The sequence below is a fragment of the Mycolicibacterium vulneris genome (genome assembly GCF_002104765.1).
Classification (GTDB): domain Bacteria; phylum Actinomycetota; class Actinomycetes; order Mycobacteriales; family Mycobacteriaceae; genus Mycobacterium; species Mycobacterium vulneris.
Genome location: NZ_NCXM01000019.1, coordinates 111,567 through 127,334, shown reverse-complemented (window position 1 = coordinate 127,334; position 15,768 = coordinate 111,567). Strand labels below are relative to the sequence as shown.

The following is a 15,768-nucleotide window of genomic DNA, read 5'->3' as shown; positions in this document are numbered from 1 at the left end:
CGCAGTCACCACCACGGCGTCAGCGGATGCGGTCGAAAGCATGACGTCATCATCGCAGCCACCACCGACAAAACCGGGCCGCCCGAGAATCGCTGAAGAATTCGGTGCGCACATCTCCCGGCCCAAGCCGCAAATGCCGCGGCACCTGGACCGTGGACAGCCATGCACCGATCCCTGCCAGCCACCGATGTTCGCTAGCGAGTTTCCGAATTCACCTCTGGCGCACCGTCGTCCTTGTCGCGACGCGCATGCCCACGCCATTTCCGGTATCCGCGGTGCGCGGCGAACGCGCCGACGATCGCGCTGACGCACCACACCGCTATCGCCGCGTAGGCCAAGGGCGAGGACCGGTTCCCGATCGAGGCGCCCAGCGCGGTGTAGGCGAATGCGCGCGGGGCCGAGCCGATCAACGCGCCAACGGCCATCTGCCACAACGGAACTCCGAACGCCCCGAACGCATACGAGGCCAGCGCATCCGAGATGCCGGGGACGAAGCGCTGCCCGACGACCGCCCACAGGCCGCCGCGTCCGACCAGGGCGTCCATGCGATCGGCTCGCGCCGCGCCCAGCAGCGCGCGTGCGCTGTCACGGCCGGCCCGCCGGCCGACGAAACTCGCGACGATCGCGGTGCCCACCGTCGCGCCCAGCGTCACGAAGACGCCGAGCAGCGGACCGAACAGCAACCCACTGCCCGCGGCCAGTATCGAGCCCGGCACGAACAACGCGCCCACCACCGCCGAGACCACCACGTAGGTCAGGGGCGCCGCCGGCCCGGTCGCCGACACGACGCCGCGGATCTCGTCGATGTTGATCACCCGCGCGACGGCCACCAGATAGAAGACGGCGCCCAGGAACGCGGCGAACACGGCGAGCCGCACGATGTGAGTGCGCCGCGATGTCGGTTCCGCGGCCGGCCGCGATGCGGGTTCCAGAGCGCCGTCGTCCATGGGCGCCGTCACCTGAACGACCGCAGCCGCTGCCGCAGCCCGGTGGCCCGCACCGCGCGGCGTCCGATCGCCGCGCGCACCGACGCCTCGGGGCCCACCACCCGCACCTTGGTCTTCGCCCGGGTCACCGCCGTGTAGAACAACTCCCGCGTCAGCAATCGCGAATCCTCCGGCGGTATCAACACCGTCACCTCGTCCACCTGGCTGCCCTGGCTCTTATGGATGGTCATGGCATGCATCGTCTCCACCTCGCCCAGGCGGCTGGTCGCGAAGTCGAGCGGTCCGGTCGCCCCGGCGACGACCGCGCGCATGCCGTCCGCACCCGCCACCGTCACCCCGGTGTCGCCGTTGTACAGGCGCAGGCCGTAGTCGTTGGCCGTCACCAGCAGGGGGCGCCCGGCGTACCACTGCGACCAGGCCGGCTGGCCCGTCGCCTCACCAATCCACTTCTGCACCAGCGTGTTCCAGTGTGCCGCGCCGTAGGGTCCCTCGCGGTGCGCGCACAGCAGCCGGTGCTCGTCGAGTGTCGCCAGCGCCTCGGCAACCGCGCCCAGCAGCGCGGCCGAGCGCAACCGCAGCGCGTGGGCGACCAGCACCTCGCGCAGCCGCTCGGCCGGGCGCTCGGACTCCACCCACTCGATGTGTTCACCGCCGGCCGCCAGCAACTGCACGACGCGGTCCGCGTCGCCGACCCGGATCGCCTCGGCCAGGGCGCCGATCGACGTGCCGAACCGGTGTGGCGTGCGCAGGGCCGCCACCCGCACGTCGTCGCGGGCGGCCAGCCCGTCCACCAAGTCGGCCAGCACCGCCCCCGCTTCCACCGAGGCCAGCTGGTCGGGGTCACCGACCAGGATCAGTCGGGTGTCCGGCCGCACGGCTTCGACCAGCCGCGCCATCATGGTCAACGACACCATCGACGTCTCGTCGACCACGATGACGTCGTGCGGCAGCCGATTGCCGCGATTGTGCTTGAACCGCACCGACGTATCCGGCCGGGGACCGAGCAGGCGGTGCAGCGTGGTTCCCGACAGCCCCGTCAGGCGCGCCCTGTCCACCGCGGTGAGCTCCTCGCTTCCCGCGGCCACCGCCTCGGCCAGCCGGGCGGCCGCCTTGCCGGTCGGCGCGGCCAACGCGATCCGCGGTCGCGGCAGACCGGCGCGCTCCGCCTGTTCGACCAGCAGGGCGAGCAGGCGGGCGACCGTGGTGGTCTTGCCGGTGCCGGGCCCGCCGGTCAGCACGGTGAGCGCCTGCGCCACCGCGATCTCGGCGGCGGCCCGCTGTTCCTCGTAGCTGGACGGGAAAAGCCTTTCGTAGCTGGACGATTCGACGGTTACCGGAGCCACCGACAGGGCCAGCAGGTCGGTGCAGACCTGCTCTTCCTCGAGCCAGTACCGGTCGAAGTAGAGCAGGTCGCCCAGCAGCCGCAGCACCGGTGGCGTCCGAAGCAGGGCGCTGGCCCGCACCGCCGCCATCCAGTCGTCGGCGCCGGGCCAGGGCAGCTCGTCGTCCGCGCCGGCCTGGGCGGGCACCGCGCGCAGGTCGACGCAGACCGAACCGCCCCGCAGCGCGCGCACCACCAGGGCGACCGCCAGCGCCACCCGCTCATCGGTTTCGCCGGTGAGCGAGGTAAGGCGTTGCGCCACATGGACATCGGCGGGCTCGAACACACCGGCATCGCTGAACGTGCGCAGCAGTCCGGTCGCGGACATGACTTCCGCGGTCACGCGGCCACCCCCTGGGCGTCGAGCAGGTCCGACAGGGCCGCGATCAGCGTCCACGGCGGCCGCCAACCGAAGACGCCCGCCGGGTGGCCGTCCAGCACCGGGGTCTGTGCGCCGCACATGCCCCGCAGGAACAGGTAGAGCACGCCACCGAGGTGCCGGCTCGGATCGTAGTCGGGTAACCGCCACCGCAAAAACCGGTGCAGCACAGCGCAATACAGCAACGCCTGCAGCGGGTAGTCCGAGTGCAGCATGGCCTCCGCCATCCGGGACCGGTCGTAGTCGGCGGCGGTCAGCGGTCGTTCCGGGTCGCCGAGCCGGTTGGTCTTGTAGTCCACCACCACGAAGCGGTGCCCCGCGCCGTCGGGAACGCGCAGTACGGCGTCGATCGAGCCGGTGAGGTAGCCGCGCAGCGACTGATCGCCGAGCCCGTGTTCGGCCAGCCGGCCGGCATACGACGCCAGCACGTCATTGACCGGCAGGTGCTCGCGCAGCAGCGGCGCCAGATCCGCCAGCCGAACCTCCGGCGCCGCCGAACGGCGATCACCGCCGGCCAGGGGGATCTCGAAATCCAGTTCGCGCAATCGGTCTGACAATCCGATCTGGCGCAGCGTCATGCCGCCCGCCAACGGTCCCAGCGGCGTGTCGTGCATCGGCACCATCGCCGCGGCCAGTTCCTCGGGGGTCGCGGCGACAGGCCACCACGCCGCGTGCGCCCGGATCTGCGTCTGCAGCTCGGCGGCCAGGTCCGGGGCGAACGGGTCGGCGGTCTCGAGCACGGCGTGCACCAGCGTGCCGAACGTGGCGCCGGCCGGCAGGTCGGCCATCGGCGAGGGCACGTCCGGTCCGGATGCCGGCGACACCAACGAAATGTCGCCGGCTTCATCGTCGAGTTCGCCGATCTCGGGTTCGCTGCTGACCCCGCTGGTCTGCGCCGCCCGGATCAGACCGGAGTAGGAGGTGCGCCGCCAGCCGGTGTCGATGCCGCGATGGAAGTGGCGATTCTCCAGGCGTCCGGGCACCGGCTCGGCGGGCAGCGACGGGGCCGGCGCCACCAGCGATTCCTCGATGACCGGCCCGCCGGCCGCCTCCCACTCGCGCAGCCGGGCCATCGCGTCGTCGTCGGAGACCTTGGCGGGTTCGCATCGGTCCGGCACCACCGGCTCGCCGGGCCGGCGGCCGCGCAGCAGCCGCGACAGGCCGCCAGTGGGTTCGTAGTACGCCGGTGACCACCACGCCACCACCTGGGCCTGCGCCCTGGTCAGCGCGACGTAAGTCAGCCGGCTGTCGTCGCTGGCGTCCTCTTTACGCCCAAGCCGCTCAACGGCTTTGAAGTCGGGGCTGTCCTTGCCGCCGACGTGCAGGCAACGCGTGCCGTCCTCGTCGTGGAACAACACCACATCGCTGTCCTGGGTGTTGCGGTTGAACGCGAACGGCAGGTACACGATCGGGTACTGCAGCCCCTTGCTGACGAACACGGTCATGATCTGCACGGCCGCGGCGTCGCTGTCCAGCCGGCGGTTGCGCTCGGGTGCGCCGCTGCGCTCGTCACGCTGCCGGCGCAGCCAATCGCGCAGCGCGGGCAGGCTGTAGTGCTCGCGGTGCGCGACATCCTGCAGCAGCTGGGTGACGTGCGCCAGGTCGGTCATGTGCCGCTCACCGCCCTGCCAGGCGAGCACGCGATTGCCCATGCCCAGCAATTGCGCGGCCTCGAAGATGGCCGCCACGCCGCGTTCGCGGGCATGACCGGCCCACTCCCGCAATGTTTTCGCGATCCGGTCCGTGAGCGCGTCGCCGCCGGCCGCCAGCGATTCGGCGGTCTCACCGAAGAACATCGTCGCCGCGGCCGCGCGCACCATCCCGGGCCGGTGCGGCTGATCGAACGCCTCCAGCAGGCACAGCCAGTCCTCGGCGGCCTCGGAGGTGAACACGTCCGAGTTGCCGGTGTAGACCGCGGGCACGCCCGCGGCGCAGAGCGCCTTGAAGCACGCGTGCGCGTCGCGGTGCTTCTCCACGATCACGGCGATATCCCGGGCCTGCAACGGTCTACCGGCGAAGGTGGCACCGCTGGCCAGCAGCGCGCGGATGTCCGACGCCAGGTCGGCGCCGATGTGGTCGCGCACCTGGTCGATCGGCAGGTTCTGAACACCGCGGCGGCCCAACGTCTTCCGCGCGACCACCCGCAGCCGGAACGGGTCGTTGTGCGGCGCGCCGGCGAGGCGATGACCGCGGTGATGGGCGTCGACGTCGTTCACCACGATCGCCGGGTCACCGAGTTGGGCGCCGCGCAGCACCACCTGCAGGCGCTGCAGCAGCGCGGAGTCGCTGCGCCAGTTGGTGTCCAGCGTCTTGCGCTCACCCGCCGTCTCGGCCGCCCGCAGGTAGGTCACGATGTCGCCGCCGCGGAACGCGTAGATCGCCTGCTTCGGATCGCCGATGAGAATGACGGTGGAGCGCCCACTGAAGGCGCGGTCGATCACCTGCCATTGCACCGGGTCGGTGTCCTGGAACTCGTCGACCATCACGATCGGCCAGCGTTGATGCATGCGCAGCCGGGCGGGGGAGTCGTCGGTGGCCAGTGCGTCGGCCAGCCGGATCAGCAGATCGTCGTAGCCGAGTACCCCGAGGCGGCGCTTTCGCGTATCCAGCTCGGCCAGAACATCATTTGCGAACCTGACGCTGGCGGCGGCCCGCGAGTCGGGATCCGGGTCGAGCGGGCGCAGCTGGGTCGACGGATTCTTGACGACCTCGCGCGCGAGCCGCAGCGCTTCGCGGTAGTGCAACGCAGGGTCGTCGCGCTCCTGGCCGAAGTGGGCCAGGTACAGATCGTCGACGATCTCGGTCACCAGGTCGTCGAGGCTGTCCAGCAGCGTCACGCCGGCCGCCGTGTCCCCGGCGACGCCGAGCGAGCGCAGCACCAGCTGGCAGAACTGGTGGGTGGTGGCGATCGTCGCCGCATCGAAGCCGGCCAGCGCGTCGCGAAGGCGCTGTTGGCGCGCCGCGCGCTGTTCGTCGGTGCCGTCCAGCAGGTAAGCCACTACCTGGTTGTCGCCGACGGTCGACGGATCCGCGAAAGCCTTTACGGCGTCCACGATTTGGCAGCGGACGCGTTCGCGCAGCTCCTGGCTGGCGGCCCGGCCGAACGTGATGAGCAGCATCTGGTCCAGTGTCGCCGCTCCGTCGGCGATGTACCGCGTGACAAGCCCGGCCAACGCGAAGGTCTTGCCGGTGCCCGCGCTGGCCTCCAGCACGGTGGTGGAGCGCTCGGCCGGCAGCGCACCCAACAGGTCGAAGCGCTCCATCAGACCGGCTTCCGCTGGGCGCGCAGCATCGGCAGCCAGACCCGTGCGGCGTAGGCACCGAGCCGGTTGTCCTCGCCGTCGCACTCCTCGCCCGGCCGCACGGGCTGCATCAGCTCGTCCAGTGGCGCGCCCCTGCCCCACGCCCGCGCGTGCGCCGGGGCCTGGTCCTCGCCCGGGAAGCGGTCGCTGGATTTCCATCGGTACCGCGCCTCGGTTACCGGGTCCTCGCCCTCGTAACGGGCGGCGGCCCAGGCATAGGACGTCTTGGTGGGCAACGGAATCGGCTCACGCCGTCCAGCGTCGTAGATCGCCACCAGCTCGCGCAGCACCTCGATGGCCTGCTCACCGCCGCGCGGCGGACCCAGCCCCTCGGTCCGGCTGCTGGTGCCCCGGCGCATGCGGCCGATGCACACCGCGGCCCAGTCCCGGCCGGGATCGTGAGCGACCAACGCCAGCAACGGGATCCACGATTCGAGCAGATGCTTGCCGTCCAGCCGCGAATACGTCACCGACACCAGGCGGTCGTCGTACACCGGCGACACCGTGCCGGTGAGGCGCCGCCCACCACCGAGATCGACGTCGACGTCGTAGGCGGACGCACCGGCCGGGCGGTCCCTGCGCATGTGGCGAAGCGCCTCGCTCGCCAGCAGGGCGGCCTGGTCGCGGATCTCGGTGACCTTGCGCCAGCCCAGCTGACCCGGCGGCAGCGTGCCGCGCCGCCACTCGACTTGCCGCGCGTCGTCGGGAGTCATCCCGCGCAGGATGTCGCCCAGCATCCGGTCGCCGACGGTCCACTCGTCGAGGCCGTCGATGTCGACGGGCATGGCGTCCTGCACACCGTCGACGTCGTACGGCAGCGTGAATTCCAGTGCGCGGAAGAAGCCCTTCACCGGGTCTTTGAAGAAGCCGACCAGGTCGGCGAGGATGACGTCGCCGGCCGGCGGTGGCGGTAGCGGTGCCGAGATGAACTTCGGCTGTTCGCCGTGGTCGCCAGTGGTCGCGCGCGCCGCGCGCAGCACCGTCGGGTCGAAACTGAACGGCACATCCGGGACGAGCCCGCCGGGAATGACGTTGCGAATGTCGAACGGCTGCAACGGATGTTCGACGACGATGCGGTCGCGTACCTTGGTCATGGTGGTGACGTCCAGGGTGTCCAGCAGTTCGGCCAGCGGCACCGCCGGCGGGCGCGGCTGCCCCGAAAACTCGTTGGCGCCGGTGTAGGTGATTACCAGCTTCTCGGTGGCCGCGCCGATCGCGTCGAGCAGCAATTGCCGGTCCTCGGAACGGATGTCGCGTTCCCCGGTCATCGGGCACCGGGCCAGCGCGTCGTCACCGTCGACGATGCCGAGCCGCGGGAACAGCCCGTCGTCCAGTCCGACCAGGCACACCACCCGGTGCGGCACCGAGCGCATCGGCACCATGGTGCACACCGTCAGGGTGCCGGTGCGGAAGTTGGCCCGCGTCGGGCGACCGGCGAGGCGCTGGTTGAGTAGCGCGCGAATATCGGGTAGCCGCAACGCGATGTCACGGCGGGATCCCGCCTGACCCAGCGTCTTCGCGAACTCGCGCTGCATCTGACCGGTCTGCCATTCGTCCGCATCGCGGACCTGCGTCAGCAGCGCGATGCCCTCGGTGAGGGCGGCCAGCCATTCGGTCAGCGGCCTGGTCCCGGTGAGCGAGTCGAGGGTGCGCTGCAGCCGGGCGACGAATTCGGCGAACTGGCCGGCCAATTGGACACGGTTGCTGCTGACGTCGTCGAGCGGCAGCGTCGCGTCTATCCAGGCGTTCGAATCGTCGGACATCGCGACGCCGGCCAGTATCCGGTCGATGCCGAAACGCCATGTGTTGTGCACGAAGTCGACGTGGTAGGGCCGTCGATGCTGCTGATCCAGCCCCCACCGGATGTTCGCCTGCCGGACCCAGCGGGTGATGGCCTCGAGGTCGTCATCGGTGAACCCGAACCGGGCGCGCACCGGCGGGGCCTGAGCCAGGTTGAGCACCTCGCTGGCCGTCACCCGGCCGGCCGCCAGGGCCAGCAGTTGCGCGGCCACCCCAAGTAGCGGATTGGTCTGGATTGGCGAGCGGTCCGCCAGCCGCACTCGCATCTGATGGGCGGGATGGGCGCCGTGCACCACGTCGCCCAGGCCGAAGTCGGCCATGATCAGCGGCGCGTAGGTCTCGATGTCCGGGCACATCACCAGGATGTCGCGCGGCTCGAGCGTCGGGTCGTCCTGCAACAACCCGAGCAGCACCTCGCGCAGCACGTCGACCTGGCGGGCCGGGCCGTGGCAGTTGTGGATCTGCACCGATCGGTCGCCGGTCGCGATCGTGCGGCCAAGTGGGCGAACGGCATTGGCGGCGATGTCGGACTGCAGCCAGCCGAGCAACGTGTCCGGGCGAGCGGCACCGGCCAGATAGTCGTCGGTCACCGGATCCGCGGGCAGGCCGCGTTGCAGTTCGCGCAGGTCTCGCCCCAGCGTCGCGAGCAGCGGATGCGACACCGCGCGATGGCTGACGTCCTCGCGCCGGGGGATCGCGCCGCGGGTGCCGGCCAGCGCGCGCCACAGCACCTCGCTCGGGTGCGGCAGCCACAAATGCAAGTCGTGGTGGGTGGCCACCGCCTCCAGCAGCTCGATATCGGTGCGGGTCAACCTGGTGTGCCCGAACAGCGACAGCCGCGGCGGCAGCTCGCTGGGCGCCTGCCGCAGCCGCTCGATGGCCTTGACATGGCGGACATGCGGCGGGTCGGCCGCGACCCGCGCGACCAGCGCCCGCCACAGTTCGGGCTGCCAGCGCAGGTCCTCGTCGAGATCACCGGGGTCGCCGTTGCCCCAGTCGACGAGCAGCCGCGGGCGCTGCCGCGCGTAGGAGTCGAACAGCCCGGCCAGCCGGCGCGCCACCTCGTACCGGCGGCCCTGGCGCAGCTCGGCCTCCGCGCCGGTGTGGAAGTGGCCCACGTGCATGGCCAGCGCGCGGCACCACGGCTCATCCAGCGAGCAGTCGATCGCCTCCAGCAGCGGCCAGGCCATGGCATCCGGTGACCACGGATCGTTGTCGGCGGTGCCGGTGATCTCGGCGATCAGCGAGCCCGGGCTGCGAAACGCCACCCCGGCGCACACCCCGTCACCGCCGCGCGCACCGAGCACGTGCGACAACCGCTGGCTGAGCCAGCGTTCCACGCCGCGCGCCGGGACCACGACGAGCTCGGTGGCGAACGGGTCGGTCAGCGGGTTGGCCAGCAGAGCGCCGAGACCATCGGCCAACAGATCGGTGCGCTCGGCACGGTGCAGATGAAGCGGCATTGCGCTGTCACGATAAACCCGAACACCGACGCGGGTGGGCGCTTCCGGCCCGCAGTGTGTCGCCCGGCTGGCCGGCGCGGCGCTACTTGGCCAGCGTGAACTGGTTGACGTCGATGTATCCGACCCGGAATGCGTTGGCGCAGCCGGTCAGATACCGCATGTAGCGCTGGTAGACCTCTTCGGACTGGATCTCGACGGCCTCGCTGTGGCGCGCCCGCAAGGCCTCCGCCCAGCGGTCCAGGGTCCGGGCGTAGTGCAGCTGCAGCGACTGCCTGCGCTTGAGGTTGAACCCCATCTTCGACGCGTGGAACTCCACCATCTCGATCGCCGGCAACTGGCCGCCCGGGAAGATCTCGGTGCCGATGAATTCGTTGAAGCTGGTCTCCTCGTCGGTCAGCTTCAGACCGCGTTCGAGGATCTGTGGGGCGGTGAGCATGGTGATGGTGTGCAGCAGCATCACCCCGCCCTCGGGCAGGGTGCGGTAGGCCATCGCGAAGAAGTCGTCGTAGCGGTCGTAGCCGAAATGCTCGAACGCGCCGATGGACACGATCCGGTCCGCCTGCTCGTAGAACTCCTCCCAGCCGTGCAGCAGCACCCGCCTGCTGCGTTCGGTGTTCATGGCGTCGAACGCCCGCTGCACGTGCGCGGCCTGGTGTTCGGACAGGGTCAGACCGACGACGTTCACGTCGTACGTCTCGATCGCGCGGCGCATGGTGCCACCCCAGCCGCACCCCACGTCCAGCAGCGTCATGCCCGGGCGCAGACCCAGCTTGCCCAGCGAGAGGTCCATCTTGCGCATCTGCGCCTCTTCCAGCGAGATGTCCCGGTTGCGATCCCAATATGCACAGCTGTAGGTCATGGTGGGGTCGAGGAACAACCGGAAGAAGTCGTCGGACAGGTCGTAATGGGCCTGTACCTCTTCGAAGTGCGGCGTCAGGTGCTCTGCCACGGCGGATATCCACCTTTCTGAGTCCGGGGCCATTCGGTTGTCCACGAGACGGCCGCTCGATTGGTTCACCACGGCTTCCCGGAAACGTGGCGATCGAACCCGAGCGGCAGTCCGGCAAACTGGGTCGGTCCGGCATCGCATGGCCACCGCGGCGGTGGCCGCCCTCGCAGAAAAAATCGTGTTTAACTGTGGCCCAAGGTATTTGGGTACGTTGGCATCCGTCCACTCACACTTACCGGAGCTAGACTACGGGCGAACGCGCAATCCCTGCCTGGGAATTCACCCGATCCTACGCCGGTTTATCTGGGAAAACAGTCGCTGGAGGGAGCCAGATGGAAGCTTGGGACGCGCTCTGCGCACGTCGCAACGTGCGGGAGTACCAACCGAAGCCGGTACCGGCCGAGGACCTGGACCGCATTGCCGAGGCCGGCTGGCGCGCGCCGTCGGCCAAGAACCGTCAGCCGTGGGACTTCGTCATCGTCACCGACCGTGACCGGCTGGCCGAGCTGTCCACGGTCTGGCGGGGTGCGCGCCACATCGCCGCGGCCGCGGCCGCGATCGCCATCGTGGTCCCGGTGCCGCCCGACGAGCGGCGGGTCATCACCGACAACTACGACGTCGGCCAGGCCACCATGGCGATGATGATCGCCGCCACGGACCTGGGCATCGGGACCGGCCACTCGTCGGTGGGGGACCAGGACAAGGCGCGCGTGATCCTCGGCGTGCCCGACGAATACCTGGTGGCCTTCCTGCTGGGCGTCGGCTATCCCGCCGATCGGCCGCTCACCCCGATCCGCAAGCCGAACCGGCGGCCGTTCGCCGAGGTCGTGCACCACGGCCGTTGGTGATCGCCACCGCGAAAAACCTTCGGCGACTTGTCGAGTCGTAAGGTGATGGGCGTGCATGACCACCAGGGCGATTACGGGGTCGACGGTTCCTTTCACACCGTCTCGGCGCGCGCACAGGCGATAGGCATCGGCGCTCAAGCCGCCGCCCTGGCCGTGTTCGCGGGTATCGGCTGGGCGCGCGGCAGGCGGCTTTGGGCGGCGTTGGCCGCGGTGTCCTCCGCGGGGATCGTGGGTGCGGTGGTCCTGTACATGTACGCCACCCGGGCCGGGAAATTCGTTGTCTGGGAACGGGTTCTGCGCGACCTGCGGCTCGCGGGCGACGAAACGGTGCTCGACCTCGGCTGCGGGCGCGGCGCGGTGCTGCTGGCGGCGGCCAAGCGGTTGCCGCGGGGCCGCGCGATCGGCGTCGACCTGTGGCAGGCCGACCAGACCGGCAACTCCGAGCAGGCCACGTTGGCCAACGCGGTGGCCGAGGACGTCGCCGACCGCATCGAGTTGCACACCGCAGACATGACCGCGCTGCCGCTGCCCGACGAGAGCGTCGACGTGATCGTGAGCAACCTCGCCATCCACAACATTCCAGGTCACGCCGGCAGGCGCAGCGCGCTCGACGAAGCCGTGCGCGTGCTGCGGCCGGGTGGCCGGCTTGCCATCGCCGACCTGTGGGAGACGCGTCAACACGCCGCCCGGCTGCGCGAACTCGGCTGGCGCGACGTGCGCCGGCGCAACGTCGGCTGGCGGATGTGGTACGGCGGGCCCTGGTTCTCCACGCGCTTGGTCAGCGCGACCAAGCCGGACTGAGATCCGGCGGGCATGCTTGGGGCCATGAACAGAACCGAAATCACCGAACAGGTCGTCATCGCCCGGCTGCGCGAGGGGCTGACTTGGCAACAGCTGGCGGACGCGATCGACAGGCCGCTGATGTGGACCACGGCGGCGTTGCTCGGCCAGCACCCGATCCCGGTGGAGCAGGCCAAGGTTCTGGCGGGGAAGCTGAAGCTGGACGACTCGGCGGTGCCGGTGCTGGCCGCCGCCCCGATGCGTGGCGGCCTGCCCACCGCGGTCCCCACCGACCCCACTATCTACCGCTTCTACGAGGCCCTGCAGGTGTACGGCGGCGCGCTCAAGGAGGTGATCGCCGAACAGTTCGGCGACGGCATCATGAGCGCCATCAACTTCAGCCTCGACGTGCAGAAGAAGCCGCACTCGTCCGGCGACCGGGTCGTGGTGACGTTCGACGGGAAGTTCCTTCCCTATCAATGGGTCGAGGCGCGGGACTGACAAGAGGCCGCCCGAGTGGCGTGACGCCACGGCGCGCGCGTGCCAGACTGGCGTGCGAGGAGGCGAAGGGAACGCGGTGGCGGCCAGTGGCGACCACCGCGTTCGCTGTTTCAGTTCATCAAGACTTGCGGGGAAAGCTCTTTGAGCATCGCGTTGGCCCAGCGCATCTGGCGCAACGTCTCGGGGTGACAGCGCGACGTCAGGCGCAGCAGTTCGGAATCCTTGGCGGCCTGCGCACCCTGGGCCAGCAGCTCCCAATCCAGCGAGACGCCCGCCGACAGCCGGTGCAGGTCGGCGAGCAGCGCCAGGCCCGGCTCCGGGCGGTGCCGCAGCAGGCCGCTCATCCGCGACTGCACGAAACCGGTGACTGCGGAGGTGCGTGGGTCGGCGGACAGGCGCAGCGCATAGTGGCGGCCGTGCCGCGCCGGCTCGCCGACGTGCCCCTGCGACCAGCGGGCCATGTCGCGGGCGAGGTGATAGATGTCCTGGTCGCTGTGGTGGCGCGCGGCCATCACGTTGAACCCGTGCGCCAGCTTGCGTTCCGAGCGGTGCAACAGTGCACGTGCCCGAAAAAGCCGTGGAGCCACCGGGTTCCGCGCGACCCGACCCCTACATCTTCCTGGACTGCCGACGTGGTGTTGCCCGCCGCGGCGTGGGCGGAGAAAACCGGCCCTCAGCGGTTCACACCCCGAATTCGGCTTCGATCCCGTCGATGCCGGCGCGGATGGCCGCCAGGCCGTCGGCCCGGGTGCGCAACTTGGTGGCGGCGTGCGCGCGCTGATGCAGGCCGGCGAATTCCCGCGCGGCCTCTATGGCGCGGTCGACCACCACCTCCGGCAGCACGATCTCATCGATAAAGCCTGCGGCGAGCGCGGTTTCACCGAAGAAGGTCTTGGCCAGCCCGCTGGCCTGCTGGTAGGCCGACGGCGTCAACCGCAGCTTCATGATCTCCAGGGCGGCATAGGGGATCACCATGCCGATCGCGACCTCGTTGGCCTGGATGTTGTAGGCGTGCGCGGCCACCCGGTGGTCGCCCGCCGACAACAGGAACGCCCCCATCGCGATGGCATGACCGGTGCACGCCATCACCACCGGCTTGGGGAAGGACAACAGGCGATACGCCAGCTCGAACCCGCCGCGCAGCATGTCGATCGCGGGCTGTACCTCCCCGGAGGTCAGGATCTTCAGGTCGAAGCCGCCGCTGAACACCCGGCCGTTGCCGGTGATCACCACCGCGCCGGCGTTGTCCGCCTCGGCCGTGTCGATCGCGTCGTTCAGAGCCTGCTGCATGGTGGGGCCCAGCGCATTGACCTTGCCGTCGTCCATCTTGATGACGGCGATGGAATCCTTGATGCTGTAGTGGACCGGGGCGTTCATCGGTTGCTCCTTGCCGTCAGGCGGGCTGGCTGTGGTGTTTGCCCAGTTCGTCTTCGGCGTTACTCCAGCGCAGGCTCACATCGGTGGGTTCGTCGAGTTGGCGGGTGCGCCATCTGTCTTGGGTTTCCCGGACCGCGGCGTTGATCCGTTCGATCTCGCTGCGGAACACCTCGGGGCGGGTTTCTTTGCTGGCGTAGTGGAAATAGGTCAGCAGGCCGCGCAGCAGCTCCAGCTTCTCCTTCTCCCGCTTCGCCAGGTCATGGGTGGTCATCAACTCGATGCGCTGGACGGGCGGCAGGGCGTCCCAGTCCAGCACGACGTCGGTGTGCAGCGGCGAGCGCTCCCGCTCCCAGAACCGCCGGCCCTGCGGATGATCGGGCCGGTCGTAGTAGGTCAGGGTGCCGGTGAAGCGGGATTCGATGCCGCTGCCGATCTCGGCGCGGTCGAGCGCGGAATCCCACACCATGCGCCACTCCTGGCCGGGTGCCAGCATCGGCAGCTCGCGGGGGAGCCGCAGTTCGACGACGTCGGCGTAGCCGTCGCTGGCGTTCTCGTATTCGGCCACCGTGGGGGGATTGGCGAAGGAGAACCCGATGTCGTAGGCCGCGGTTCGGCCGAAGTTCCGGACGACGAGTTCGATCACGTGCCAGTCGGCGGAATGCGGCTCCATGAACATCGCGACCTGGGGGCGCGTCTGCCCGGCCGCCGCGCGGCGATTGCGGTTGATCTGGCTGTTGGTGAAGATCAGCGTGACGATCGCCAGGACGATTGCCGCCCACGCTGCCCACGCTATCCAGGTGCTGGACCCGACGTGCGTGACATCATGCCAGCTGTCCTGGATCCAACCCATGGAATCCACCCTCCGCTTATATCACAGGGGCGGCCGCCGGATGGTGGTGACCGAGCGATCCCTGGGAAGCTCAGCCGCCCATCAGCATCCGCCATTGATCAAGGTCGGAGGCCCGGTACACATAGTTGGAACGCTTGACCTCCGAGAGCGAGGCGCTGGGCTCCGCCGAATACCAGTGGCCCGGAAAAACCGTCGGGTCACCGGGCAGGGTCGCGAGCCGCTGCAGGCTGCGGTACATCTCGTCGGAGTCCCCGCCGGGGAAATCGGTGCGCCCGCAGCCCTCCAGGAACAGCGTGTCACCGGCGACGAGGCGGCCCTCGAGCAGAAAGCACTGGCTGCCCGGCGTGTGGCCCGGGGTGTGCAGCAACTCGATCTCGATGTCGCCGATGCTGACCTTGTCATGGTTCTCGTGGGAGGTCAGATCGCCCAGGCCTATCCCGGTGACTCGCGAAACCCACAGTGCCTCATGGGTGTTGACGTGCACCGGCACGGGTGCCCGCTCCAGCAGTTCGGCCAGGCCGGCCAGCGCGAACCCCATCATCGATCCACCCACGTGGTCGGGGTGGTGATGGGTCACCAGCACGCCGGACAGATGCATGCCGTCGGCCTCGAGCGCGTCGAGCAGATCGCCTGCGGCGTAGGCCGGGTCGACGACCACGCAGTCACCGGTTTGCCGATCGCCGATCAGGTAGGCGAAGTTGCGCATCTGCGTCGCGATCATGTCGCCGGCAGCGAAGTCGCGGCCGGAGAGCAGTTGACGAAAGTACAGCCGGTCCTCGGGCACGTGACCAGACTAGGACCCTGAGCGACACCGCCGCTTCGGGCCCGGTCCGGCCGGTATCTGGTGGGTACTGTTGGCGCTTGAAGAAGAAGGTGGCAACCTCGCCGCAACGGCGGTGGAGCTCCCGAACGCCCGTGGTTTGGTTCCGCTGCGAGCCAGGCTGTACCCTCTTTTAGGCCCGCGCGGACTGATCGCTTCGGGTGAACGGCCCCCTTAGCTCAGTCGGTAGAGCGTTTCCATGGTAAGGAAAAGGTCAACGGTTCGATTCCGTTAGGGGGCTCGGCGGACGCCGAGCAGGCGTGGCGGCCCCGGCCCCAGAAGGGGTGGCTAGAGGCGATGTAGCTCAGTCGGTTAGAGCGAACGACTCATAATCGTTAGGTCGCCGGTTCGAGTCCGGCCATCGCTACAAC

The 15,768-nt window shown here is 69.6% G+C and carries 11 protein-coding genes, 2 tRNA genes and 1 pseudogene; 5 read left to right on the top strand and 9 right to left on the bottom strand.

Annotated features, from left to right (window positions below; genetic code table 11):
* Nucleotides 1-194: 194 nt before the first annotated feature.
* The 5 genes from B8W69_RS18815 to B8W69_RS18795 all read right to left on the bottom strand — a co-directional run bounded on the left by B8W69_RS18815 (nucleotide 195) and on the right by B8W69_RS18795 (nucleotide 10,221).
* Nucleotides 195-947: a TVP38/TMEM64 family protein gene (locus B8W69_RS18815; RefSeq protein ID WP_085291292.1), complete on the bottom strand. Its 753-nt coding sequence runs from the start codon at nucleotides 945-947 to the stop codon at nucleotides 195-197.
* Between the two features lie 8 nt (nucleotides 948-955).
* Nucleotides 956-2,656, bottom strand: a complete 1,701-nt coding sequence (recD, locus tag B8W69_RS18810) for an exodeoxyribonuclease V subunit alpha (protein WP_085291305.1) — start codon at nucleotides 2,654-2,656, stop codon at nucleotides 956-958.
* Between the two features lie 11 nt (nucleotides 2,657-2,667).
* Complete coding sequence (recB, locus tag B8W69_RS18805) at nucleotides 2,668-5,970, bottom strand: exodeoxyribonuclease V subunit beta (protein ID WP_085291291.1); 3,303 nt, start codon at nucleotides 5,968-5,970, stop codon at nucleotides 2,668-2,670.
* A complete protein-coding gene (recC, locus tag B8W69_RS18800) occupies nucleotides 5,970-9,272 on the bottom strand; it encodes an exodeoxyribonuclease V subunit gamma (protein WP_085291290.1) in 3,303 nt (1,100 codons plus the stop codon). The genes recB and recC overlap by 1 nt, the downstream gene beginning before the upstream one ends.
* A gap of 82 nt (nucleotides 9,273-9,354) precedes the next feature.
* A complete protein-coding gene (locus tag B8W69_RS18795; RefSeq protein ID WP_085291304.1) occupies nucleotides 9,355-10,221 on the bottom strand; it encodes a cyclopropane mycolic acid synthase family methyltransferase in 867 nt (288 codons plus the stop codon).
* Between the two features lie 332 nt (nucleotides 10,222-10,553).
* On the opposite strand from B8W69_RS18795, the gene B8W69_RS18790 reads away from it, so the two are divergent.
* The 3 genes from B8W69_RS18790 to cynS are packed head-to-tail and all read left to right on the top strand — an operon-like array spanning nucleotide 10,554 to nucleotide 12,350.
* Nucleotides 10,554-11,069 (top strand): nitroreductase family protein, encoded by a 516-nt coding sequence (locus B8W69_RS18790; protein WP_085291289.1) that lies wholly within the window; start codon nucleotides 10,554-10,556, stop codon nucleotides 11,067-11,069.
* Nucleotides 11,070-11,120: 51 nt separating this feature from the next.
* Nucleotides 11,121-11,870 carry a class I SAM-dependent methyltransferase gene (locus B8W69_RS18785; protein WP_085291303.1) on the top strand — a complete coding sequence of 250 codons (750 nt, stop codon included), beginning with the start codon at nucleotides 11,121-11,123 and terminating at the stop codon, nucleotides 11,868-11,870.
* A 24-nt stretch (nucleotides 11,871-11,894) separates the two neighbouring features.
* Nucleotides 11,895-12,350: a cyanase gene (gene cynS, locus B8W69_RS18780; RefSeq protein ID WP_500684401.1), complete on the top strand. Its 456-nt coding sequence runs from the start codon at nucleotides 11,895-11,897 to the stop codon at nucleotides 12,348-12,350.
* Nucleotides 12,351-12,460: 110 nt separating this feature from the next.
* Here cynS and B8W69_RS18775 read toward each other — a convergent pair whose 3' ends face one another.
* The 4 genes and pseudogenes from B8W69_RS18775 to B8W69_RS18760 form a co-directional block, all read right to left on the bottom strand.
* A complete protein-coding gene (locus tag B8W69_RS18775; protein ID WP_085291302.1) occupies nucleotides 12,461-12,907 on the bottom strand; it encodes a hypothetical protein in 447 nt (148 codons plus the stop codon).
* A gap of 124 nt (nucleotides 12,908-13,031) precedes the next feature.
* Nucleotides 13,032-13,727 carry a crotonase/enoyl-CoA hydratase family protein gene (locus tag B8W69_RS18770; RefSeq protein ID WP_085291287.1) on the bottom strand — a complete coding sequence of 232 codons (696 nt, stop codon included), beginning with the start codon at nucleotides 13,725-13,727 and terminating at the stop codon, nucleotides 13,032-13,034.
* Nucleotides 13,724-14,577, bottom strand: a pseudogene (locus B8W69_RS18765) (DUF8453 domain-containing protein). The gene B8W69_RS18770 and the pseudogene B8W69_RS18765 overlap by 4 nt, the downstream one beginning before the upstream one ends.
* A gap of 70 nt (nucleotides 14,578-14,647) precedes the next feature.
* Entirely contained in the window at nucleotides 14,648-15,361 is a 714-nt protein-coding gene (locus tag B8W69_RS18760) for an MBL fold metallo-hydrolase (protein ID WP_085291285.1), read from the bottom strand.
* A 204-nt stretch (nucleotides 15,362-15,565) separates the two neighbouring features.
* Between B8W69_RS18760 and B8W69_RS18755 the strand changes: the two genes are divergently transcribed.
* Nucleotides 15,566-15,638: transfer RNA gene (locus B8W69_RS18755), tRNA-Thr, on the top strand.
* 52 nt (nucleotides 15,639-15,690) lie between these two features.
* A tRNA-Met gene (locus B8W69_RS18750) sits at nucleotides 15,691-15,764 on the top strand.
* Nucleotides 15,765-15,768: the final 4 nt, after the last annotated feature.

Coding starts and splice junctions, on each gene's coding strand:
- B8W69_RS18815 (WP_085291292.1), bottom strand. CDS start 947: ATGGACGACGGCGCTCTGGAACCCGCATCGCGGCCGGCCGCGGAACCG.
- recD (WP_085291305.1), bottom strand. CDS start 2,656: ATGTCCGCGACCGGACTGCTGCGCACGTTCAGCGATGCCGGTGTGTTC.
- recB (WP_085291291.1), bottom strand. CDS start 5,970: ATGGAGCGCTTCGACCTGTTGGGTGCGCTGCCGGCCGAGCGCTCCACC.
- recC (WP_085291290.1), bottom strand. CDS start 9,272: ATGCCGCTTCATCTGCACCGTGCCGAGCGCACCGATCTGTTGGCCGAT.
- B8W69_RS18790 (WP_085291289.1), top strand. CDS start 10,554: ATGGAAGCTTGGGACGCGCTCTGCGCACGTCGCAACGTGCGGGAGTAC.
- cynS (WP_500684401.1), top strand. CDS start 11,895: ATGAACAGAACCGAAATCACCGAACAGGTCGTCATCGCCCGGCTGCGC.
- B8W69_RS18770 (WP_085291287.1), bottom strand. CDS start 13,727: ATGAACGCCCCGGTCCACTACAGCATCAAGGATTCCATCGCCGTCATC.